Annotated in this window: 19 protein-coding genes; 15 read left to right on the top strand and 4 right to left on the bottom strand. The window is 67.9% G+C overall.

Annotated features, from left to right (window positions below; translation table 11 throughout):
* The first annotated feature begins 85 nt into the window (after positions 1-85).
* Positions 86-1,210 (top strand): GNAT family N-acetyltransferase, encoded by a 1,125-nt coding sequence (locus tag AC6CHL_RS01525; RefSeq protein ID WP_498292972.1) that lies wholly within the window; start codon positions 86-88, stop codon positions 1,208-1,210.
* A 31-nt stretch (positions 1,211-1,241) separates the two neighbouring features.
* Here the strand turns inward: AC6CHL_RS01525 and AC6CHL_RS01520 are convergent, their stop codons facing one another.
* Positions 1,242-2,507 (bottom strand): hypothetical protein, encoded by a 1,266-nt coding sequence (locus AC6CHL_RS01520; protein ID WP_498292970.1) that lies wholly within the window; start codon positions 2,505-2,507, stop codon positions 1,242-1,244.
* A 143-nt stretch (positions 2,508-2,650) separates the two neighbouring features.
* Here AC6CHL_RS01520 and aat point away from each other — a divergent pair, with 143 nt between their 5' ends.
* The 3 genes from aat to AC6CHL_RS01505 all read left to right on the top strand — a co-directional run bounded on the left by aat (position 2,651) and on the right by AC6CHL_RS01505 (position 4,456).
* Positions 2,651-3,397 (top strand): leucyl/phenylalanyl-tRNA--protein transferase, encoded by a 747-nt coding sequence (gene aat, locus AC6CHL_RS01515; protein WP_498292968.1) that lies wholly within the window; start codon positions 2,651-2,653, stop codon positions 3,395-3,397.
* A 247-nt stretch (positions 3,398-3,644) separates the two neighbouring features.
* Positions 3,645-3,863, top strand: coding sequence for a translation initiation factor IF-1 (infA, locus tag AC6CHL_RS01510; RefSeq protein ID WP_005409596.1), 219 nt, complete (start codon positions 3,645-3,647; stop codon positions 3,861-3,863).
* Between the two features lie 221 nt (positions 3,864-4,084).
* The gene (locus tag AC6CHL_RS01505; RefSeq protein ID WP_498292960.1) at positions 4,085-4,456 is read left to right on the top strand and encodes a hypothetical protein; all 372 of its coding nucleotides are present in this window, start codon (positions 4,085-4,087) and stop codon (positions 4,454-4,456) included.
* Between the two features lie 81 nt (positions 4,457-4,537).
* On the opposite strand, the gene clpA is transcribed toward AC6CHL_RS01505, so the two are convergent.
* A complete protein-coding gene (gene clpA / locus AC6CHL_RS01500) occupies positions 4,538-6,817 on the bottom strand; it encodes an ATP-dependent Clp protease ATP-binding subunit ClpA (protein WP_137189450.1) in 2,280 nt (759 codons plus the stop codon).
* 139 nt (positions 6,818-6,956) lie between these two features.
* Here clpA and AC6CHL_RS01495 point away from each other — a divergent pair, with 139 nt between their 5' ends.
* A complete protein-coding gene (locus AC6CHL_RS01495; protein ID WP_498292958.1) occupies positions 6,957-7,778 on the top strand; it encodes an APH(6)-I family aminoglycoside O-phosphotransferase in 822 nt (273 codons plus the stop codon).
* On the opposite strand, the gene clpS is transcribed toward AC6CHL_RS01495, so the two are convergent.
* Positions 7,775-8,107, bottom strand: a complete 333-nt coding sequence (gene clpS / locus AC6CHL_RS01490) for an ATP-dependent Clp protease adapter ClpS (protein WP_038688394.1) — start codon at positions 8,105-8,107, stop codon at positions 7,775-7,777. The two genes, AC6CHL_RS01495 and clpS, sit on opposite strands and share 4 nt — an antisense overlap.
* A gap of 82 nt (positions 8,108-8,189) precedes the next feature.
* On the opposite strand from clpS, the gene AC6CHL_RS01485 reads away from it, so the two are divergent.
* The 8 genes from AC6CHL_RS01485 to AC6CHL_RS01450 all read left to right on the top strand — a co-directional run bounded on the left by AC6CHL_RS01485 (position 8,190) and on the right by AC6CHL_RS01450 (position 14,481).
* Positions 8,190-8,654 (top strand): hypothetical protein, encoded by a 465-nt coding sequence (locus AC6CHL_RS01485; protein ID WP_038688395.1) that lies wholly within the window; start codon positions 8,190-8,192, stop codon positions 8,652-8,654.
* 1 nt (position 8,655) lies between these two features.
* A complete protein-coding gene (locus tag AC6CHL_RS01480) occupies positions 8,656-9,117 on the top strand; it encodes an NUDIX hydrolase (protein ID WP_038688398.1) in 462 nt (153 codons plus the stop codon).
* Positions 9,114-10,253 carry a tRNA 2-thiouridine(34) synthase MnmA gene (gene mnmA, locus AC6CHL_RS01475; protein WP_498292956.1) on the top strand — a complete coding sequence of 380 codons (1,140 nt, stop codon included), beginning with the start codon at positions 9,114-9,116 and terminating at the stop codon, positions 10,251-10,253. Before AC6CHL_RS01480 ends, mnmA begins: the two co-directional genes overlap by 4 nt.
* On the top strand, positions 10,250-10,864 hold the full coding sequence (gene hflD, locus AC6CHL_RS01470; protein ID WP_137189445.1) for a high frequency lysogenization protein HflD: 615 nt from the start codon (positions 10,250-10,252) through the stop codon (positions 10,862-10,864). Before mnmA ends, hflD begins: the two co-directional genes overlap by 4 nt.
* 211 nt (positions 10,865-11,075) lie before the next feature.
* Complete coding sequence (locus AC6CHL_RS01465) at positions 11,076-12,266, top strand: methyl-accepting chemotaxis protein (RefSeq protein WP_038688404.1); 1,191 nt, start codon at positions 11,076-11,078, stop codon at positions 12,264-12,266.
* Between the two features lie 98 nt (positions 12,267-12,364).
* Positions 12,365-12,688, top strand: coding sequence for a hypothetical protein (locus AC6CHL_RS01460; RefSeq protein ID WP_498292954.1), 324 nt, complete (start codon positions 12,365-12,367; stop codon positions 12,686-12,688).
* A gap of 17 nt (positions 12,689-12,705) precedes the next feature.
* Positions 12,706-13,839 (top strand): winged helix-turn-helix domain-containing protein, encoded by a 1,134-nt coding sequence (locus AC6CHL_RS01455; RefSeq protein WP_498292952.1) that lies wholly within the window; start codon positions 12,706-12,708, stop codon positions 13,837-13,839.
* A gap of 186 nt (positions 13,840-14,025) precedes the next feature.
* Complete coding sequence (locus AC6CHL_RS01450) at positions 14,026-14,481, top strand: hypothetical protein (RefSeq protein WP_498292950.1); 456 nt, start codon at positions 14,026-14,028, stop codon at positions 14,479-14,481.
* Between the two features lie 853 nt (positions 14,482-15,334).
* On the opposite strand, the gene AC6CHL_RS01445 is transcribed toward AC6CHL_RS01450, so the two are convergent.
* Positions 15,335-18,127 carry an EAL domain-containing protein gene (locus AC6CHL_RS01445; protein ID WP_498292948.1) on the bottom strand — a complete coding sequence of 931 codons (2,793 nt, stop codon included), beginning with the start codon at positions 18,125-18,127 and terminating at the stop codon, positions 15,335-15,337.
* Between the two features lie 153 nt (positions 18,128-18,280).
* On the opposite strand from AC6CHL_RS01445, the gene AC6CHL_RS01440 reads away from it, so the two are divergent.
* Both AC6CHL_RS01440 and AC6CHL_RS01435 read left to right on the top strand, forming a co-directional pair.
* The gene (locus tag AC6CHL_RS01440; protein WP_463600921.1) at positions 18,281-20,386 is read left to right on the top strand and encodes a sensor histidine kinase; all 2,106 of its coding nucleotides are present in this window, start codon (positions 18,281-18,283) and stop codon (positions 20,384-20,386) included.
* A gap of 2 nt (positions 20,387-20,388) precedes the next feature.
* Complete coding sequence (locus AC6CHL_RS01435; protein WP_038688418.1) at positions 20,389-22,146, top strand: EAL domain-containing protein; 1,758 nt, start codon at positions 20,389-20,391, stop codon at positions 22,144-22,146.
* The last annotated feature ends 13 nt before the right edge of the window (positions 22,147-22,159 follow it).

The raw sequence follows: 22,159 nt of genomic DNA, 5'->3' as shown, positions 1-22,159 counted from the left end.
GAAAAGGCCGGCGCGAAAGCGTCGGCCTTTTTCGTGGCGCGCCGTCGCGCACCCGCATCCCGTCGCTCTGCCCTATCCTTCCCACATGCCCGATACACGCTTCCTGCATCGCCTGTCCGATGTCCCCGCCACCGCCTGGGATGCCCTCCATGACGGCAGCAATCCGTTTGTCAGCCACGCGTTCCTGGCCGGCCTGGAAGACCATGGCTGCCTGCGCCCGGAATGGGGTTGGCGACCCCGCCACTTCACGCTGTGGGAGGGCGACACGCTGGTCGCCGCCATCCCGGGCTGCCTGAAGGACAACTCGCATGGCGAGTTCGTGTTCGACCACGCCTGGGCCAACGCGTATGCGCGCCATGGCCTGGACTACTTCCCGAAGTGGCTGGGGGCGGTGCCGTACTCGCCGGTGACCGGGCCGCGCCTGCTCGCGCGTGGCGATGCCGACCGCGCAGTGCTCGCCGAGCGGCTACGCACTGAAGTGGCGCGCATGGGCTGGTCGTCGGCACACATCAATTTCCATCCGGCCGAAGAGGATGCCGCGTTCGGACCGGGCTGGATGCTGCGCGAGGACATCCAGTTCCAATGGCACAACACCGGCCAGTGGCGTGAGTTCGGCGCATTCCTTGCGGCGATGAACCACAAGCACCGCAAGAACATCCGCCAAGAGCGCGCCAAGCTGGCCCGCACCGGCGTGAGCTACCGGGTCGTGCATGGCGATGAGGCCAGCGAAGAGGACCTGCTGGCGATGCACGGGTTCTACCTGCAGACCTTTGCCGAGTACGGGAACGCACCGGCGCTCACCTTGCCGTTCCTGCGCCACCTGGCTGCCCGGATGCCGCGCCAGCTGGTGATCTTCCTGGCCCTGATCGACGACGCGCCCGTGGCCGGCGCGCTCTGCCTGCGCGGCACCACGACGCTGTACGGACGTTACTGGGGCGGGGCCACCCTGCCCGGCCTGCATTTTGAAACCTGCTACTACCAGGGCATCGAGTACTGCCTGCGCGAAGGCCTGGCGCATTTCGAACCCGGCGCGCAGGGCGAGCACAAGCTGGCGCGCGGCTTCCTGCCGCAGACGGTACGCAGCCGGCACTGGGTGGCCGAGCCCGCCTTTGCCGAAGCGCTGGCCGACTGGTGCGAGCACGAGCGCGACGAGGTGGCACGCTATGCGCATACGCTCGCCGGACACAGTCCGTTCCGGCAGGACCCCTGAGACCCGCCGGGCGGACGCCGGGAGTTGTGCCTCAGGTGCATTGCCACAGGTGCGCACTGACCGCGCACCCATCGCACCAGTATGTGTAGAGCATGCCCCCGCTGCCCCACAGCAGGATGCCGCCGTCGACCGTGGGCAGAACGGAGTCGAGCTGCATCACCACTGGCATGGCCGCACCACAGTCGGGGCACGAGGGGTACTGCGCGGACTGCACCCAGCTCGGCGCACCGCCCACTCGCGAAAGGTTTTCGTCACCGTTGGACACCCCCCAATCCTGTTCCCGCCAGCGTTGCCCGGGCAGCGACACCAGCTCAACGTCCGCCTCCATCAGCACCCCGCCCCCCTCGACATCCGCAGCAGGCACATCGCGGCACTGGCTCGGGTGCGCCTGCGGAAGTCCCTCGGCGGCATGCCGGTAGAAGAGCGGCCCGATGCCGCTCCAGCCGCAGCAGTCCAGGCACAGGCCCAGCGTAAGCACGCCCTCGGCCGTGGCGCCCACGTGCCGCGCGTCCAGCGATAGCAACCGCTGCAACGGCGCGTGACACACGCCGCAGCGAGCCTGCAGATGCCCACCCATGTGGGCGTGGCCGCGTGATTCGCCCTGGTTCCAGGTGGCATGCAGCCGCCAGAGGCGCCGACGCCACGGCGCTGCATCCGCGCTCTGGGCCGCCCGCTGTGCGGGCGCGAAACGCAGGTGCAGCGGTTGGTCGGTGTGCAGTTGCGCGCCGGTGGTCCGATCGATTCCCGCCTCGTGCGCCCACGCGTCCGCCGCCTGCCCCGTCGCCCGCGCCAGATAGGACAGCGCCCGGTCCTGCACGGTTGCGCGCCCGTTTTTGACCAGCGCCAGGGCCCGGTCGACGTCGTCCCGCCCTTCCGCCGCCTCCAGCGCAACCGCCCAACGCGCAGCCACGTCCGCCGGCAGCCCGCGCCATGGGTAGGTCGCCGCACATCCCTGCTGCCCGGCCACCGCAAGCAGAGCCTCCCAGTCGTCGATCAGCACATCGCAGGCCTGGTACAGCGCGTAGCCCACGATCTGGCGCGCCTGTCGGTGGGCCGGGTCGCCCAGGAGTGTTCGCCATGCGGCGTCGGCCACCGCGATCAGCCGATCGTCCGTCAACAAGCCCAGCGCACGGTCCAGGAATGTTGCCGGCGTGCAATCGCGCCGCATGGACTGCATCAACAGCGTCTCGAGGGCGGCGGGATCCTGCTCGGCCAGGTCCAGCATCGGGCTGACGCTGTCGACGCGATGACCATCGCGCGCATGCCGGGACAGGATGCTGTCAATCAGGGGATTCATGCAGTGGGCAACACGCTGGACGGGGCGCAAAGTCTGAGCCGGTCGCGCGCGTTTGGGAAATGCAGCGCCGCTCACGCCAGCCTGGACGCCAGCGGCGTGAGCATGACGCCCGGGGTCGCGTGGCCACCGCTTACACTTCCCACATGACCCGCTCGCATCCCTGGCGCCTGGCCGACGCGCACAACGCTCCCTTCCCTCCTGCCGAGACCGCGTTGCGCGAACCGGATGGTTTGTTGGCCGTCGGTGGCGACCTGACGCCGGTGCGGCTGCTCAATGCCTATGCCGGCGGCGTGTTCCCGTGGTTTTCCGACGGGCAGCCACTACTGTGGTGGTCGCCGGACCCGCGCATGGTGTTCCGCACCGACGGCGTGCACCTGTCGTCGCGGTTCCGCCGCAGCCTGCGTGCCAGCCCGTGGGTGGTACGTGCCGACACGTGCTTTGCCGAGGTGATCGCCGCCTGCGCGGGCAGTTTCCGCCCGGGCCAGGACGGGACGTGGATCACCGATGGGATGCGCGACGCGTATGTGGCCCTGCACCGAATGGGGCACGCGCATTCGGTGGAAGTGTTCGATGGCGAGCGGTTGGTGGGCGGCATCTACGGCGTGGCGATCGGGCAGATGTTCTTCGGGGAGAGCATGTTCAGCGCCGCCAGTGGTGGCTCCAAAGTGGCGTTGGCCGCATTGGCCCACCGTTTGGCACAGTGGGGCTGGCCACTGATCGATGCCCAGGTGGAGAACGATCATCTGCTGAGCATGGGCGCCGAACACTGGCCGCGTGAGCGCTTTCTGGCGCTGGTGCGGGAGCAGGTGCGGATGGATGCGGCGGTGGGGAGCTGGACGACGGCGTTTGGTGAGATGGCGGCGGCGGTGCTGGCAAGCCAGGAATCCTGAGGAGCCGGCCAGCGGCCGGAAGTACCTGGCGCGGTCGAGAACAGGAGGAGCCGGCCAGCGGCCGGCACTACCGGTGATCGCTCGGGATCGCGGGGAGCCGGCGAGCGGCCGGAAGTGCCGGGTGCGCGGCGGGTGAATCGCTGGTAAATCGGGCCGCTTAACGCAAACTTTGCATGAACGGGCGAACGCGCGTAAAATGCCCGCTCTTAAGGCCAGCTCGGCCGTTTACAGAACTGCACAGGACTACATGTCGAAAGACGACTCCATCGAGTTCGAAGGCACCGTCAGCGAGACGCTGCCGAACACCACTTTCCGCGTACGACTGGAAAATGGGCATGAAATCATCGCCCACATCTCCGGCCGCATGCGCAAGAACTACATCCGCATCCTGACGGGCGACCGTGTCAAGGTCGAAATGACGCCCTACGACCTGACCAAGGGTCGTATCACGTACCGCATGAAGTAAGCGGTTCGGGGCGGCTTCCCAACAGAAGCCCCGCCAGAAGGCCAGCCAGGAGCTGGCCTTTTTGCGTGGCCGCGATAAAGCGGCCACCCCCCTGCCAAGCGACACCCTGACCCTGTGCACCCTGACATCGGTAAGGCTGCCTTGACGCAGATTCGCACTGGCGCGGCACCCGACACTCTGGTTGCCGATCCAATCCGGATCGCCATCCCCCGGCCCCTGCCATGAAGACCCTGTCCCTGCTCAGCCTGCTGGCCTGCACCTGTCTTGCCACTGCGACCCAGGCCGCCGAACCGGCGCCCGCCGCCGACACCGCATGCATCACGCTGTCGGCCGACCAGCAGATCGTGCGCGCCGGCGCCGACCGCGACATCCTGCTGCGCAACGCCGACCAGCACTACGTCGTGCGCTTCAAGGACAGCTGCACCAGCGCCGCACAGACCTCGGACCTGCGCTTTGTCACCCCCGAGCGTGATGGGCAGCTGTGCGGCGGCGGCGTCAGCAGCCTGCGCACCAAAACGCAGAAGTGCACCGTGAGTGAGGTGGAGCCGATCACGCCGCAGCAGTTCGGTGCGCGGGCGCGCGCGCGGCGCTGAGCACTGGATCGGCGGACATGAAAAAGCCCCTTGCGGGGCCTTTTCATGTACCGGCTGCACGTCACGACCAACGGTCGTGTTTTACACTGTTGCCGGCAGCAGGCGCTCCGGTTCGGCCTGCGTTTCCACGAACAGCTCGTCGTCGCGCACGTCGATGCTGACCCGGCCACCGTTGACCAGCTTGCCGAACAACAGTTCGTCGGCCAGCGGACGCTTCACCTTGTCCTGGATCACGCGCGCCATCGGGCGGGCGCCCATCAGCGGGTCGAAACCATGGCGGGCCAGCCAGTCGCGCGCGGTGGGCGTGGCCGACAGGCTGACGTGCTTCTCCTGCAGCAGCATCTCCAGCTCGATCAGGAACTTGTCGACCACGCGCAGGATGTGCTCGAAGCCCAGCGGCTGGAACTGCACCACCGCATCGAGGCGGTTGCGGAATTCCGGCGTGAAGCTCTTGCGCAGGATTTCCATCGCGTCGGTGGCGTGATCCTGGCGGGTGAAGCCGATCGAACGCCGCGAGGCCTGGGCCGCGCCGGCGTTGGTGGTCATCACCAGCACCACGTTCTTGAAGTTGGCTTCGCGCCCGTTGGTGTCGGTGAGCACGCCACGGTCCATGACCTGCAGCAGGATGTTGAAGATGTCCGGATGGGCTTTTTCCACCTCGTCCAGCAGCAGCACGCAGTGCGGGGTCTTGACGATCTTCTCGGTGAGCAGGCCGCCCTGGTCGAAGCCGACATAGCCCGGGGGCGCACCGATCAGGCGACTGATCGAATGCGGCTCCATGTACTCGCTCATGTCGAAGCGGACCAGCTCGATGCCCAACTGCAGCGCAAGCTGCTTGGTCACCTCGGTCTTGCCCACACCGGTGGGGCCGGCGAACAGGAAGTTGCCGATCGGCTTCTCCGGGTTGGCCAGGCCCGAACGGGCCAGCTTGATCGCCGACGACAGCGTCTCGATGGCCGGATCCTGGCCAAAGATCACCATCTTCAGGTTGCGCTCCAGGTGCTGCAGCACGTCCTTGTCGGTGGCACTGACCTGCTTGGCCGGAATGCGCGCCATCTTGGCCACGATCGTTTCGATTTCCTCGATGTCGATCAGCTCCTTGCGCTCGCCCTCGGGTAGCAGGCGCTGGCGGGCGCCGGCTTCGTCGATCACGTCGATCGCCTTGTCCGGCAGCAAACGGTCACCGATGTGCTTGACCGACAGGTCCACCGCGGCCTGCAGCGCATCGTCGGCATAGGTCACGCCGTGGTGCGCTTCGTAACGCGGCTTGAGGCCCTGCAGGATCTCGTAGGTTTCGCCCACGGTCGGCTCGACGATGTCGATCTTCTGGAAGCGCCGCGCCAGCGCGCGATCCTTCTCGAAGATGCCGCGGTATTCCTGGAAGGTGGTCGAGCCGATGCAGCGCAGCTCGCCCGACGCCAGGGCCGGCTTGATCAGGTTGGAGGCATCCATGGTGCCGCCCGACGCCGACCCGGCACCGATGATGGTGTGGATCTCATCGATGAACAGCACCGCATTGGGCATCTTCTTCAGCGCGGTCAGCACACCCTTGAGGCGCTTTTCGAAGTCGCCCCGGTACTTGGTGCCGGCCACCAGTGCGCCCAGGTCGAGCGAGTAGATGATCGCATCGGCCAGCACGTCGGGCACCGAACCTTCGACGATGCGCTTGGCCAGGCCTTCGGCGATGGCGGTCTTGCCCACGCCGGCCTCGCCCACGTAGAGCGGGTTGTTCTTGCGGCGGCGGCACAGCACCTGGATGGTGCGCTCGATTTCATCGCGACGGCCCACCAGCGGGTCGATCCGGCCGTTGCGGGCGGCCTCGTTGAGGTTGCTGGCAAACTCGGCCAGCGCATCGCCCTTGCCTTCGCCCTCGCCGCCCTCGGCGCGGCCTTCACCATCGGCCGCTGGCGGCACTTCGCCGTCTTCGCCCAGCTTGGCGATGCCATGGGACAGGTAATTGACGATATCCAGCCGGGTCACGTCCTGCTGGTTGAGGTAATAGACCGCGTGGGAATCCTTTTCGCCGAAGATGGCCACCAGCACGTTGGCGCCGGTCACTTCCTTCTTGCCCGAGGACTGCACGTGGTACACGGCCCGCTGCAGCACACGCTGGAAGCCAAGCGTGGGCTGGGTGTCGCGGCCATCATCTTCGGCCAGGCGCGAGACCGAGGCCTCGATGGCCTGCTCCAGCTCCTGGCGCAGGCGCTCGGCGTCGGCCCCGCATGCCTTCAGCACGGCTTGGGCGGACGGGTTGTCGAGCAGTGCCAGCAGCAGGTGTTCCACCGTCATGAATTCATGCCGGGCCTCACGGGCGCGCTTGTAGCACTGACCGATGGTGTGTTCGAGGTCTTTACTGAACATGTTCTACTCCGGCGGCAGGTGGGAACAATATGCGGCCTAGCTGCGCAATTTCCATCACCCTAGCGGATTGGTGCGTTCAGACAGCGTTAGCGGTCCAACCCCACCCGGTTTCCCCAAGGTGCTTCCCAGCAACTCCATGATGCCTGAACTCCAGCTCACGAAATGGCAGCTTGTCCGTGATGGCGACGTCATCACCACCCCGCACGCCCGCCTGTGGCCGGTCCGCCTCCCCGACGGTTCCGCGGCCATGTTGAAGGTGAGCACGGAGACCGAGGAGCGCAACGGCCACCGGCTGCTGCGCTGGTGGGACGGCGACGGCGCGGTGCGGCTGCTGGCCCATGACCACGAGGCAGTGCTGCTGGAGCGCGCCCAACCGGGCGAATCGCTGCGGCCGATGTCCATCGCCGGCCAGGATGCGCAGGCCACCGCGCTGCTGTGCACGGCTGCCGAACGCCTGCACCGCCCGCGCGGCGCGGCGCCGGAGGGGCTGGTGCCACTGCAGGACTGGTTCCGGGCGCTGCTGCAGCCCGGCGTGGCGCTGTCGCCATTGCTGGAACAGTGCAGATCACTGGCAACGGCAGTGCTGGCCACGCAGATCGAGGTGCGCCCACTGCATGGCGACCTGCACCATGACAATGTGCTCGACGGCGGCGCGCGCGGCTGGCTCGCCATCGACCCCAAGCGCCTGCTTGGCGACCGCGCCGTTGACTACACCGTGCTGTTCTGCAACCCGGATCTGTGCGGGCCGGGCATCCATGTGGCCATCCACCCGGACATCTTTGACCGCCGCGTGGACCAGGTCAGCGCGCTGGCCGGACTGGAGCGCACGCGCCTGCTGCGCTGGATCGCGGCCAGCGCCGGGCTGTCGGCGGTGTGGTTCCTCGAGGATGGCAGCGCCGCCGACGTCGACCTGGCGGTAGCGGCCATGGCCCTGCGTCAGTTGGCACGCACCGGCGGCTAGCCGCTGGTCTTTTCCATCGTGCACAGCAGCGGGTGCTGGTTCATGCGCGAGAATTCGTTGACCTGGGCCACCTTGGACTCGGCAACCTCACGGGTGAACACCCCGCACACGCCGCGACCGCGGGTGTGGACGTGGAGCATCACCTGGGTGGCCTTGTCCAGGTCCATGGCAAAGAAGCTCTGCAGGACGGTCACCACGAAATCCATCGGGGTGTAGTCATCGTTCAGCAGCATCACCTGGTAAAACGGCGGCGGTGCCACCTCCGGCCGGGCCGGTTCCAGCATGACGCCGTGATCGTGGTGGGGTTCTTGGTTGGGCTCGCGGGGCATCCGCACATTATAGCGGGATTGGACGCCGCCTCTGTCGCCCTTCACAATCTGCATATCCACCCCACACTTTCACAGGGATTTCATGAAAAGGATCGTCACCGCGCTGTTGCTGACCGCCACGATGTTCGGCGCCCACGCAGCCGAACCCGACAAGGCCGTCGGCCGTGTGCTCAAGCAGCTGGACTACCCCTACGAGATCGACGAGGACGGCGACTACAAGCTGGTCTTCGATGCCGGCGAGGACCGTACCCAGCTGGTGTTCGTGCGTTCGTCGGTGGAAGAGTTCGGCAGCCACAAGATCCGCGAAATCTGGTCGCCCGGCTACAACTCCCCCGGCAAGCAGTTCCCGGCCGCGGTGGCCAACCGCCTGCTGGAAGACTCGCAGGACGCCAAGATGGGCGCCTGGGTGAAGCAGGACCAGCTGGCCATGTTCGTGGTCAAGGTGGACGCCAATGCCAGTTCGGCCGCGCTGAGCGATGCCATCGATGCGGCCATGCGCACCGCCGATGCCATGGAAAACGAGCTGACCGAGACGGACGAATACTGAGGTGAATGCCGTGCAGGACCCGCGCTGGACGCCCCATGTCACCGTCGCCACCGTTGTGGTGCGTGACGGGCGCCTGTTGCTGGTGGAAGAGCGTATCGACGGCCGTGACGTGCTCAACCAGCCGGCCGGGCACCTGGAGGCGGGCGAAAGCCTGGCCGCCGCGGCGGTGCGCGAGACCCTGGAAGAAACCGGCTGGACGGTGCGCCTGAGCGCCTTCATCGGCGTCTACCAGTGGACCGCGCCCGACGGCACCGCCTTCCTGCGCTTCGCCTTCGCTGCCGCGCCGGTCGAGCACGATCCGGCCCGGCCGCTGGACACGGGCATCCTGCGCGCGCTGTGGCTGACCCCGGCCGAGCTGCAGGCCAGTGCGGCACGCCTGCGCAGCCCGTTGGTCTGGGAGGTCGTGGCCGACTACCTGGGCGGCCATCGCCATCCCCTGTCGCTCCTGAAGGAAACCGCATGAGCACGCCCCGGGTGATGGTCGGCGTGTCCGGCGGCGTGGACTCCTCGGTGGCGGCCTGGCGGCTGGTCCAGCAGGGCGAGCCGGTGGCCGGGCTGTTCATGCAGAACTGGGCAGACGACGGCAGCGGCGACTGCCGGGCCGAGGACGACCGCCGCGACGCGGTGGCCGTGTGCGGCCTACTGGGCATCCCGTTCCACTTCCGCGATTTCTCCTCCGAATACTGGCAGGGCGTCTTCGCGCACTTCCTGGCCGAATACGCCGCCGGCCGCACCCCCAATCCGGACGTGCTGTGCAACCGGGAAGTGAAGTTCAAGCATTTCCTGGACGCGGCCCGCGAACTGGGTGCCGAACGCATCGCCACCGGCCACTACGCCCGCGTGGCGCAGGTGGGTGGGCGCTGGGCGCTGCTGCGCGGCGCCGACCGCAGCAAGGACCAGAGTTACTTCCTGCACCAGCTGGGCCAGGAACAACTGGCGGCCACCCTGTTCCCGATCGGCGACCTGCAGAAGAACGACCTGCGCCGGATCGCCCGCGACGCGCGACTGCCCACCCACGCCAAGAAGGATTCCACCGGGATCTGCTTCATCGGCGAGCGCGACTTCCGCGAGTTCCTGGGCCGCTACCTGCCGGCCAGGACCGGCGAGATCCGCGACCCGGACGGCGCCCTGATCGCCGAACACCCCGGCGTGTTCTATTTCACCCTGGGCCAGCGCGAGGGCCTGAACATCGGCGGCGTGCGTGGCCGCCCGGCCGCGCCCTGGTATGTGGTGGGCAAGGACGTGGCCAGCAACGTGCTCTATGTGGACCAGGACCGTGACAGCCCCTGGCTGCTCTCGACCCGGCTGCATTCCGAGGCCGCCCACTGGATCGCCGGCGCCCCACCCGCCCGCCGTTTCGACTGCACCGCGCAGACCCGCTACCGCCAGCCCGATGAACCCTGCACGGTGACCGTGCGCGACGATGGCACCCTGGAGGTGCTGTTTGCGCGCCCGCAGCGCGCCGTCACCCCCGGTCAATCGCTGGTGTTGTATGACGATGAGGTCTGCCTGGGTGGCGCGGTGATCGCCGCCACCGACGCGCCGCTGGAACAGCGGCTGCGGACTGCCCCTTCCCCCTTTGAGGTATCTGCTGCATGAGTTTTTCCGTCGACGACCGCGTTCTTGCACTGGCCGGCATCGCCCAGGCCCTGCAGCAGGTGCGCCGCATCGCCGAAACCGGCCACTCCGAAGCGGCCGTGGTGCGCACCGCTGTAGACAGCGTGTTCCGCATCGATGCCGAGACCCCGCAGGCCATCTACGGCAGCCCGGCCAACGTGGCCCCGGGGCTGCGCCTGCTGCACAACTATTTCCGCAACCAGGGCCAGGACGACGCCCTGCCCCGGCTGGCGCTGGCCGTGCTGCAGCTGGAGCGCCGGTTCGTGCGTGAGCATGCGGTGGTGGACAAGGTGAGCCAGGGCATCGAGCGCGCCCAGCGCCAGGCCACCGAGCTGGGCGACAGCGCCCACCCGGACGTGCTGGCCGCCCTGGGCGGGCTGTACGCGGACACCATCAGCAATCTGAAGCCGCGGGTGATGGTCCAGGGCAACCCGCACTACCTGGGCCAGGCCGGGGTGGTGGCCGAGATCCGCGCCCTGCTGCTGGCGGCGGTGCGGTCGGCGGTGCTGTGGCGCCAGACCGGCGGTCAGTACTGGGACTTCCTGTTCTCGCGCAAGGCGATGATCGAAGCGGTGGACCGCCAGCTGCGCTGACCCCGCGTGCAGCCACCCGTGGGGTGGCTCTACCGTTGATGGATGCGGGTAGAGCCACCCCATGGGTGGCTGGGTTGCGCGGTCGGGGATCCCGCAGCCACCCATGGGGTGGCGCTACCGCGGGGAGGCTTTTCGATGGAATGTGCAGTGCAGCACTAAAGCAAATGGGGGTACGGCCGATACCTCAACCGTGCACTTCCCGAGAACGTCCATGTACTCACGCATCTTCATCCGTCTGGCCGCCCCCCTGGTCCTGACCCTGCTTCTTCCTTTCGCCATCGGTTTCGAATGGCCCGCCGCGCTGCGCTGGGCCATCCTGACCACGATGACGCTCAGCTGGCTGGGCTTTGCCTGGTGGACCGCCCGGGCCCAGACCCAGCGATCCCCCGAGCACGCCCGCATCCTGCGTGAGCAGGACCAGCTGCTCACCGAGCTGCGCAGCTTCGTTGCCAACGAAGTCGACGGCTCCCGCGGCGAAGTCGAACGCGCCCGTGATCTGATCCGCCACGCGGTCAGCGGCCTGGGTGGCAGCTTCGACGCCATGAACCGCAAGTCGCGCCAGCAAAGCCAGGCATTGGCCCGCATCGTCGACCGTGCCGGTGAAGACGGCGGCGCCGGTGTCGACGTCGCCCGCTTCGCCCAGCATGCCAGCCACCGCATGGAACAGCTGGTGGAAGCCCTGGAGCAGGTGAGCGGCCAGAGCAGCAACACCGTGCAGCACATCGACCAGATGGCGCAGCACCTGGATGGCATCTTCGCCCTGCTGGAAGACGTCAAGTCGATTGCCGACCAGACCAACCTGCTGGCGCTGAACGCGGCCATCGAAGCGGCCCGTGCCGGTGAGGCCGGTCGCGGCTTCGCGGTGGTCGCCGACGAGGTGCGCAACCTCTCCGAGCGCTCCACCACGTTCAACGAGCAGATCCGCAAGTTGGCGCACAGCTCCAAGGACGCCATCGCCAAGGTCCGCGAGACGGTCTCGCACATGGCCTCTCGCGACATGGACCGCTCCCGCGAAGCGCGTCACGAAGCAGCGCAGATGCTGGACAACGTGGCCCAGATCAACGCCTCGCTCGGCGACGGCATGCGCGAGATCTCCGAGTGTGGCCGTGCCATCGACAGCAGCGTGGCCGAAGCGGTCCGCGCCCTGCAGTTTGAGGACATTGCCACCCAGGCGCTGGGCGGCGTGCATACCCACCTGGACCGCCTGACCGCCATCAACCGCGAAGCGGTGGCCCTGCAGGAACTGCTGCACCGCAATGGCGGCGTGTTCGACGAAGAAGTCGTCAGCGCCCTGCAGCGCACCGGCAGCCGCCTGCGTGAAATGCGCAGCGAGTGGGAACGCCCGCCGCACAAGGCCGTTGCCCAGCAGAGCATGGCCGCTGGCGCGGTCGAGCTGTTCTGACCAAGATGTTCGGTGCCGGCAGCGGCACCCACAACGGCCCCGGTTTTCCCGGGGCCGTTGTGCTTGCAAGATCCGTCCTGGCTGCAGATGATCGACCCATGCTGTTGACGAACACCCCCCATGCCGTGCCCTCCTCTTCCGCCCCCCTGCCCGAGGCAGTGGCTGCGCCGGAGGAACGCATCCTCCCGCCCTCGCCTGTTCGCACACCCGAGCCGTTGCGTGGCCGCGCATTGCTGGCCCAGCTTGAGCAGCTGGCGCAGCGGGAACTGGCGCAGTTGGCGGCACAGGGCGGGCTTGCCGGATCGTCAGGCGCCGCTGCCGTGGACCCGGCATTGATCGGCCTGGCCTGGGACCTGGGGCTGAGTGGCGATGCCGTAGCGACCGCTTCCCCGGACCCGATGCATCCCCCGCACCGTCCATGACATCCGGCTTGAGGCGCGTGGCACTGCATGCGCAGGGGCTGGCGTCACGGGCGCCGTTCGGCGAAGGCCCGGCGGGCACCCACCGCGCCATCGCTCACCTGGGCTATGTGCAGATCGATACGCTGTCGGTGGTGGAGCGCGCGCATCACCACGTGCTGTGGAATCGGGTGCCCGATTACGACCCGGCGCACTTGAACCGCCTGGTCGGCGAGCGGCAGATTTTCGAGTACTGGTATCACGCGGCGGCCTATCTTCCGATGTGCGATTACCGCTATGCGCTGCGCCGGATGCACGCGATACGGACGGGAGAAAGCCGCTACTTCCGCGGCGGCGACCCGCGGCTGATGCAGCAGATCCTGGCGCGGATCCGCGCCGATGGCCCGATGCGGATGCGCCACCTGGACCCGGGCACCAAGGAAGCCGGCAGCTGGTGGAACCAGGGGCCCGGCCGGCGCGCCTTCGAGACGCTGTTCATGCGCGGCGACCTGATGGTGTGCGAGCGCAATGGCATGGAGAAATCCTACGACCTGGCCGAGCGCTGCCTGCCCGACGATGTGGACCTGCGTGTTCCCACGCTGGGTGAGTACGCGACCTATCTGTTCGAGACCACGCGACGGTCACACGGCGTGTTCACCCTGAAACAGCTGCTGCACCTGCAGGCCGGAAAGGACCTGCGCGATGCGATGCGCGCGGTGGTCGACGAACGGGTCGATGCGGGTCAGGTGAGCATGTGCAAGGGCGACGATGGGGTGACCGCCTACGTCGATGTGGCCGCGCTGGACCATCCGATGCGGCTGCGTCGCGAGGTGAAGATCCTGTCCCCGTTCGACAACCTCGTCATCCACCGTGACCGCCTGAGCGCCCTGTTCGCCTTCGACTACCGGGTCGAGTGCTATGTGCCGGCGAGCAAGCGCGTGCATGGCTACTTCTGCCTGCCCGTGCTGTACGGGGACCAGGTGGTGGGCCGGGTGGACTGCAAGGCGCACCGTAGCGAGCAGCGGCTGGAGGTGATACGCCTGCACCTGGAGCGCGACGATCTGGATCGCGATCACTTCCTGCCGGCACTGCGCAAGGCGCTGCACCGGTTCGCGGTGTTCAATCGATGTCCGGAGCTGGACGCACGCGCCATGGATGGGATGGCCCTGCGGTAGCGGTTGCCTGCCTGCCGACGGCCGATAGTTGTGGCATCGGGTGTTGGCCGGCGACGCTTGGGCGCCCTGCCCCGTCATTGTTTGAGGCGCCACAGTCTATCGGCCGTCGGTCCGGATGCGCCACGGGCGGGCTATCCTGTGTTGCTGCGCCGGCCTGCAAGGGTGCCGGCATCCACAAGGAACAGCATGGCCGAACTGACAGATTTCCATCTTTTCTGGGGCGAAGCGATGGCGGCGGCGGAGCGGCATGCCGCCTCGATGGAAGCCGATGGCGCCGAAGATTTCGCCCGGCAGCTCTATCGCGAGTACCTGGAACAGGGCGCACCCAAGGCGCGCAAGAAATGGCTGGCCACCCGGCTGGCAAACGCCTTTCCCTGCATGGATGCCAAACCGAAGTGGGTGGGTGAGCCGGCCTGGTTGTACCACCAGGGGCAACCGATGGTGTTCCTGCACCAGTTCCAGGTCAGCATTGCCGCGCAACACCTGATCGGCCACATGTCATTGGGCGAAACGCTCTACATGTTCGGAGGGCGACACCGGTTGGGCCCTAGCCCCGACGATGGCTGGACCGACATCTACCGCATGTCCGTGCAGACCTACGAAGGCGACACGGTGGGGGAGATTCCGGGCCCGCAGGGGTAAGCGCACCCACGCGATCCGCGGTAGAGCCGACCGTTGGTCGGCTCTACCGGGAGCAGCCGACCAACGGTCGGCTCTACCCGCCAAATGTGCGTGACCAACGGAACGCCACGCATGTTGAGGGATTGCGTGCGATCAGATCGCGCGGACGCGGGCGCGGAGGCGGCCCCTGGGTGCCAGCAACCCCACGGAACCCCACAAACGTAGAGCCGACCGTTGGTCGGCTGCACCGGGAGCAGCCGACCAATGGTCGGCTCTACCCGCCAGGGGTGTGCGGTCAACGGACCCCTGCGAACGTTGAGGGATCGCGCGCGATTAGAGCGCGTGGGTCGGGAGCATGGCCGCGGTCCCGGGGACACCACGCACACGGAACCCCACAAACGTAGAGCCGACCGTTGGTCGGCTGCACCGGAAGCAGCCGACCAACGGTCGGCTCTACCCGCCAGGGGTGTGCGGCCAACGGAACCTTGCGAACGTTGAGGGATCGCGCGCGATCAGAGCGCGTGGGTCGGGGTCATGGCTGCGGCCGCGGGGGTGACACCACACGCGCGAATCCCCACATACGTAGAGCCGACCGTTGGTCGGCTGCACCGGGAGCAGCCGACCAACGGTCGGCTCTACCCGCCAGGGGTGTGTGACCAACGGAACGACGCGCATGGTGAGGGATCGCGTGCGATCAGATCGCGTGGGCGGGGACGCAACGGGGGCCCCTGGGTGCCGGCAACCCCACGGAACCCCACAAACGTAGAGCCGACCGTTGGTCGGCTGTACCGGGAGCAGCCGACCAACGGTCGGCTCTACCCGCCAAAGGTGCGCGACCAACGGAACGCCGCGCATGGTGAGGGATCGCGCGCGATCAGATCGCGTGGCTCAGCGCGACCACCGCCTCGCGCGGCGCGATGCGGGTGCCGCCGGTCTTCAGCCATTGCGCCAGGTCACGCGGGGTGAGCGGGCGCGAATACAGATAACCCTGGATCTCGTCGCAGCCCTGGCGGCGCAGCATGGCTTCTTCCTGCTCGGTTTCCACCCCCTCGGCGACGACCTTCATGCCCAGCGCATGGCCCAGGTGGACGATGGCCTGGGTGACTTCGGCCGTGCCGGTGTCGTGCAGCATCCCCTGCACGAAACTGCGGTCGATCTTCAGGCGGCCCACCGGGAAGCGGTTGAGGTAATGCAGGTTGGAGAAACCGGTGCCGAAGTCGTCCACCGCCAGCGGCACGCCGTGGCGTTCGAGCACGTCGAAGCAGTGGCGCAGTACATCCGTATCCCGGATCAGCGCAGACTCGGTCAACTCCAGTTCCAGCCGCTGCGGCGGCCAGCCATGGGCATGGCAGATGTCGATCACGCGCTCGGCGAAGCCGCGGTCGCGCAGTTGAACCGCCGAGACGTTGACCGCCACGCGGTCGAACGCCAGGCCGGCGGCATCCCAGGCAGCGGCCTGGCGGCAGGCCTCGGCCAGCACCCAGTCGCCGATGCGGACGATCTCACCGCATTTCTCGGCGATCGGAATGAACTCGGCCGGGCTGCAGTAGCCAATACCGGGGCGATGCCAGCGCAGCAGGGCTTCGATCGCCGGTGGTTGATCGTTCTCGGCGTGCAGCAGCGGCTGGTAGGCCAGGGTGAACTCTTCGCGCTCGATCGCGCCCAGCAGCGCATGCTCGATCTCCAGCTTGCGCTGGATCTTGGCCAGCGCGTCCTGGCTGTAATACTGGTAGGTGTTGCGCCCCGCTTCCTTGGCGGCGTACATCGCCGCGTCGGCCGCGCGCAGCAGCGATTCAAAGTCGTGGTGGCTCTGGTCGAGCATGGCGATGCCCACGCTGGCGCCCACCTTCAGCGTGGTCTCGCCGCGCTGCAGCGGCTCAGCCAGCGAGGCGATCAGCTTGCGGGCCACGTGGCCGGCGTCCTCGGGGTCGGCCAGGTCACGCAGCACCACGATGAACTCGTCGCCGCTGAAACGGCCGAACAGGTCGGCGTTGCGCAGGTTCTGGTGCAGGCGGCTGGCCGCTGCCTTCAGCAGCGCATCGCCGGTGGCGTGGCCGAAAGTGTCGTTGATGGTCTTGAAGCCATCCAGGTCGATGAACAGCATGGCCAGCGGCGCGCCACGGTCGCGCGCTTCTTCGATGGCATCGGCGGTCTGTTCGCGCAGCAGCATGCGGTTGGGCAGGCCGGTCAGCAGGTCGTAGTGGGCCAGCAGTTCGATGCGCTCGTTCGCTTCGCGTTCGCGGGTGATGTCACGGAACAGCACCACGAAGCGGGTCGGCAGGCCATCGCGGCGGTCCAGTTCAATCAGCACCTGCACCCAGATACGCAGCCCGGACTGGCGGTAGAAGCACAGATCCAGCTGCTCGGGCAGGCCGCCGTCGGCGATGCGCTCCAGCGCCGCCTCGAAGGCATCGCGCGAATCCTGGGTGTACAGGGCCAGCGCCTGGTCCAGGCTGATCGGCTCCTTGCGCAGGCCGTGGATGCGGTAGCACTCCTCGGTCCACTGCATGTGGCGGGTGGTTACTTCGATTTCGCAGCCACCGATGCGGCCCAGCGCCGACACGCGGTTGAGCAGTTCGGTGCGCCACCGGATCAGCGCGTCGGTCTGGTGCTGTTCGGTGATGTTCTGGACCTGGCCCAGCAGGCGCTGGATGCGCCCGTCTGCGCCGAGCAGCGGCTGCATCCACAGCCGCAGGTGCAACGCACCTTCGCGCTCGCGCGGCAGTTCCAGCTCCAGCGTGGTCGGCTTGCCATCGCGCAGCATGCGCCGCCAGGCGTGGCGCAGCAGGCTGCGCGAGCGCGGTTCAAGCTGGCGCAACCAACGCCGGCGACCGCTCAGCGGATCTTCGCCCACGCCCAGCAGGGCGCGGAACTCCGGCGACCACCAGAACTGGCGCTGGGCCGGGTCCCACGACCAGCTGCCCATGCTGGCGATGCGCTGGGCTTCGCGCAGGTGCACCTGCTGCTCCAGCAGCTGCGCCTCCAACTGCTTCTGGGCCTGGATGTCGGTGTGCGTGCCCACCATGCGCAGCGGTTGGCCGTCGGCGGTACGCGCCACCACCCGACCACGATCGAGCACCCAGCGCCAGTCACCGTCGGGATGACGCAACCGGTACTGGGCGGTGTACACCTCGCCGTCGCCGCGCAGGTGGGCGTCCAGGGCGGCGCGCACGGCCACCTGATCGTCCGGATGGACCGGAGCGAGCAATGCCGCGGTGACATCGCCCCGGGTGACTTCTTCGGCCGGTACCGGCTGGTCGTCCCAGCGCCGTGACCGGATCACCGCGTCGCTGGGCAGGTCCCAGTCCCACAGGCCATGGCCGGCGTGGTCCAGGGCCAGCTCCCAGCGGCTGCCGGCATAGCTGGCCACCGGCTCGGGCACGCTCAGCGTGAAGGCCAGCAGGTTGCCGTCCGGGTCGTGCACGGCCCGCATCCAGCCATCCAGGCGACCGCGCGGCCCGCCGGGCAGCTGGCAGGGCACCAGGCCTCCATCAGCCGCCAGCAGGCGCAGGTCTTCAAGCAGCTCGCCATAGGCCGCCACGGTTGCCGGCAGCCCAAGCTCGCGCGCGACCGGGTTGGCCGCCAGCGGCCGCCCGGCCCGGTCGAGGATGACCAAGGCCGACGCCAATGGGTGCTGCAGCAGACTCGCGATAATCCCTTGGTCCACGCGGTAAGACTCCGATAACGCACCCGACGACCGGGAACGCAATCGTTAGCGGCGGATTTCGCCAATTATTGAGCGGTGCGCGGCGTGCACCCCCAAATGGCATGACACCCACTAAGATGCAGTTCGCCCGCCCCGAAGGTCCCCGACCCGTCCATGCCTGTCGCCCCCTCCGGCCTGCCCCACCCCACCGCCCCCGAACGCCCGCTCGCCCAGGCCCTGCGCCGCGACCGCTGGCGGGTGGTGGCCGGTTACCTGGTGCTGGCGCTGGTGTGGATCCTGTGCAGCGATGCCGCGGTGCAGGTGATGGCCGGCGACATGGCCACTGCGGCGCGGTGGCAGACCGCCAAAGGCACCTTCTTCGTGGTGGCCAGCGCCGGGCTGATCTACCTGCTGCTGCGTCCGCTGGCCCAGCACGTGCTGCACGCCCATTCGCGGCTGGAGAGCTCCGAAGCCCGCCACCGGCAGATGTTCCAGGACAACCCCGGGCCGATCCTGGTGTACGACCTGGAATCCCTGGCGATCCTGGATGTGAACCCGGCCGCCAGCAGCCTGTTCGGCTGGGACCGCGAGGCGTTCATGGCCATGCCGATCAGCGCGCTGTGGCCCCCCGGCGACGAGCCCCAGCTGGCCGCCAAGCTGGCGGAGATCCGCGCCGAGCCCGGCGAGCTGTGTGTATTGACCGCCGACCTGCAGTTGCGTGACGGCAGCCGCCGGCGCATGGAAATGCGCAGCAACGCCATCAATTACGGTGGGCGCCCTGCCCGGCTGCTGATCGCCATCGACCGCACCAGCGAAACCCAGGCCCTGCGCCGCCGTGACATGGCCCTGGCGCGGGTTGAGGAAGCGCACGAAATGGCCCGCATCGGCGCGTGGGAAGTGGACCCGGCCACCGGGCTGGGCCGCTATTCCAACCAGGTCTATCACCTGCTGGGCCGCCGTCCGCCGGAAGCGCGCCGCTGGCATCGCTTCGAGGAACTGCTGGTGCCGGCCGACCCGGCCACGGCTGCACTGAGTGAGCAGCTGCTGCAGGACATGACCGGCGAGCAGGTGCAGATCGACGTGCTGCTGCCGCTGCTGGCGATGGACGGACGTGCGCTGATGGTGCACCTGCGCGCCGAAAGCGGGCACGACGATGCCGGCCGGCCCCGCGTGCTGGGCACCTTGCAGGACGTCACCGAGCGCGAGCAGTCGCGCCGCCTGCTGCGTGAGCGTGAAGAGCAGTTCCGCGAGCTGGTGCGGGTGCTGCCCGATGGCGTGGTGATCCTGTCCGACGAATACGTGCTGTATGCCAACGCCTGCGCGGCGGCGCAGTTCGGCTATGGCCAGCACACGCTGCTCGGCGAGCCGCTGTCGGCGCTGGTGGACGCCGGTGATCTGGCGCGGGTGCGGGCGCAGCTGTTCGCGCCGATCCCGCTGCCGAGCACCGGCGCCGGTGAAGTGATTGGCATGCGCCGGCTGGACCGGCAGCGCTTCCAGGCCGGGCTGGCCGTGGGTGACGTGCGCTATGGCGGACGCAACTGCAAGCTGTTGATCGTGCGGGACCTGAGCGAACCCGAACGGATCCGCGAAGCCCTTGAAACCAGCAACCGCGAATTGCAGGCGATGGCCGGGCGGTTGTTCTCGCTGCAGGAAGATGAGCGCCGCGCGATCTCGCGCGACCTGCATGATGACATCGGCCAGGCGATCACCGCGATGAAGCTGTCGGCGTACGCCGCACAGGACGAGGCCGATGACGCGCGCCGCGGCGAAGACCTGGAACAGATCATCCAGCTGGCCGATGCCACCGTGGGCAAGCTGCGCGACATTTCCACGCTGTTGCGCCCGCCACAGCTGGACGCGCTGGGGCTGGAAGCCGCGCTGCGCTGGCAGGCCGGCATGTTGTTCCGCTCGGCGGCCATCGAACTGCTGGCCGACATCCAGGCGCTGCCGCGACGCCCGCAGGGCGATATCGAGCAGGCCTGTTTCCGCATCGCCCAGGAAAGCCTGACCAACGTGCTGCGCCACGCGCGCGCCAGCCAGGTGAGCCTGCAGCTGCATGACGTGGGCGACAGCGGCCTGCACCTGCAGGTGCGCGACGATGGCGAGGGCTTCGACCCGGAAGGCCCGCGCGGGCTGGGGCTGATCGTGATGCGCGAACGCGCGCAGAGCGTGGGCGGCACCCTGCGCATCGAGTCGGCGCATGGCGCCGGCACCCTGATCGACCTGTACCTGCCGTATCGCAGCAGCGCTGCGGCCACTCCCGATACTCTGGAACACTGAACATGTGGAACCCTTCCCTGCCCCTGGTCAGCATCGAGGACGCACCACCGCGCCTGGGTGCGGGCAATCCCGAGCTGCAGGCGATGGTCACCGAGGCCGCCTCCGGTGGCACCCCGCTGATGCTGATGCACGTGGACATCGACCATTTCGCGTCGGTCAACGAGAACATGAGTGCCGAAGTCGGTGACCAGGCGCTGGTGCTGGTGGCCCAACGCCTGCAGCACCACCTGCGCGGCCGCGGCAAGCTGTGGCGGCATGGCAGCGACGAGTTCCTGATCGCGGTGCCGCGCAGTGCCGGCGTTCCGTTGCCGGAAGACCTGGCCGAGGAAATCCGGCAGCAGCTGGAACTGCCGTTGTCGGTGCTGCCGTACACGCTGTTCATGACCGGCAAACTGGGCGTGAGCCTGTGCCCGGAGCATGCCACCGGCACCTCGCGCCTGCTTGACCACGCCGAGGACGCCCTGCACCAGGCCGCCCGCGAAGGCGGCAATGCGGTCCGCATCCATGCCGTGGACACGCCCTCCAGTGCGCACAGCGAGAGCATCATTGCGCGCCAGATCGTCGACGCCATTCCCAATGGCGAGTTGAAGCTGCGCTACCAACCGCTGGTAAGTGCGCGCGATGGCCACGTGGTGGGCATGGAGGCGTTGCTGCGCTGGCAGTCGCCCACGCTGGGCATGCTGGTGCCGGAGCGCTTCATGCGCACCGCCGAGCGGCTGGGCATCATCGTGCAGATCGGCACGTGGGTGCTGGAAGGCGCGCTGAAGCAGGCCAAGCTGTGGCGCGACCAGGGCTTCGACGATTTCACCATCGCCGTCAACGTGTCCACGCTGCAGCTGCTGCGCCCGAACTTCTTCGCCGAAGTGATGTCGGTGCTGCAGGCCGCCGGCGTGCCGGCGCAGATGCTGACCTTGGAGATCAACGAAAGCGCGCTGACCAACAACGTCAATTTCGTGCATGAAACCCTGGTCAACCTGCGCAACGAAGGGATCAGCCTGAGCCTGGACAACTTCGGCACCGGCGATTCCAGCCTGAGCGCCCTGGTGCGCTACCCGGTGGACAAGCTGAAGATCGACCGCAGCTTCATCAAGAGCGCGCCGGCCGGCAACCGCGAGGCGGCGATCGCGCGCGCCATCATCGCCATGGGCCACCAGCTGGGCATGACGGTGATTGCCAACGGCGTGGAATCGCAGGCGCAACTGGGCTTCCTGCGGCGCAACGACTGCGACGTATTCCAGGGCTACCTGTTCGGCGAGCCGATGTCCGCCGATGCGGCCGGCATGACCCTGCGCCGCCGCTACCTGCGCCCGGAAGCCTTCGCCGAGACCCGCCCCGATCGCACGCTGCTGCTGCTGGACGACGAGGAGAACGTGCTGCGCTCGCTGGTGCGGCTGTTCCGTCGCGATGGCTATCGGATCCTGGCGGCTGGCAACGTGCGCGATGCGTTCGACCTGCTGGCGATCAACGATGTGCAGGTGATCCTGTCCGATCAGCGCATGAGCGACATGAGCGGCACCGAGTTCCTGGGCCGGGTGAAAATGCTGTACCCGGACACGATCCGGCTGGTGCTGTCGGGCTACACCGACTTGAACACGGTGACCGACGCGATCAACCGCGGCGCGATCTACCGGTTCCTGACCAAGCCGTGGAACGACGACGAGCTGCGCAAGCACATCCACCAGGCGTTCCGCACGCACGAGGAACAGCGCCGGGCCAATACGGCGCCGCCGGTGGCGCTGCCGGCGGTGGACGAGGACTGAGGGCGCCATTGAT

The sequence above is a fragment of the Stenotrophomonas sp. GQ19 genome (assembly GCF_059758695.1).
The sequence above is the reverse complement of the archived record's forward strand: the minus strand, read 5'-3'. Positions and strand labels throughout refer to the sequence as shown.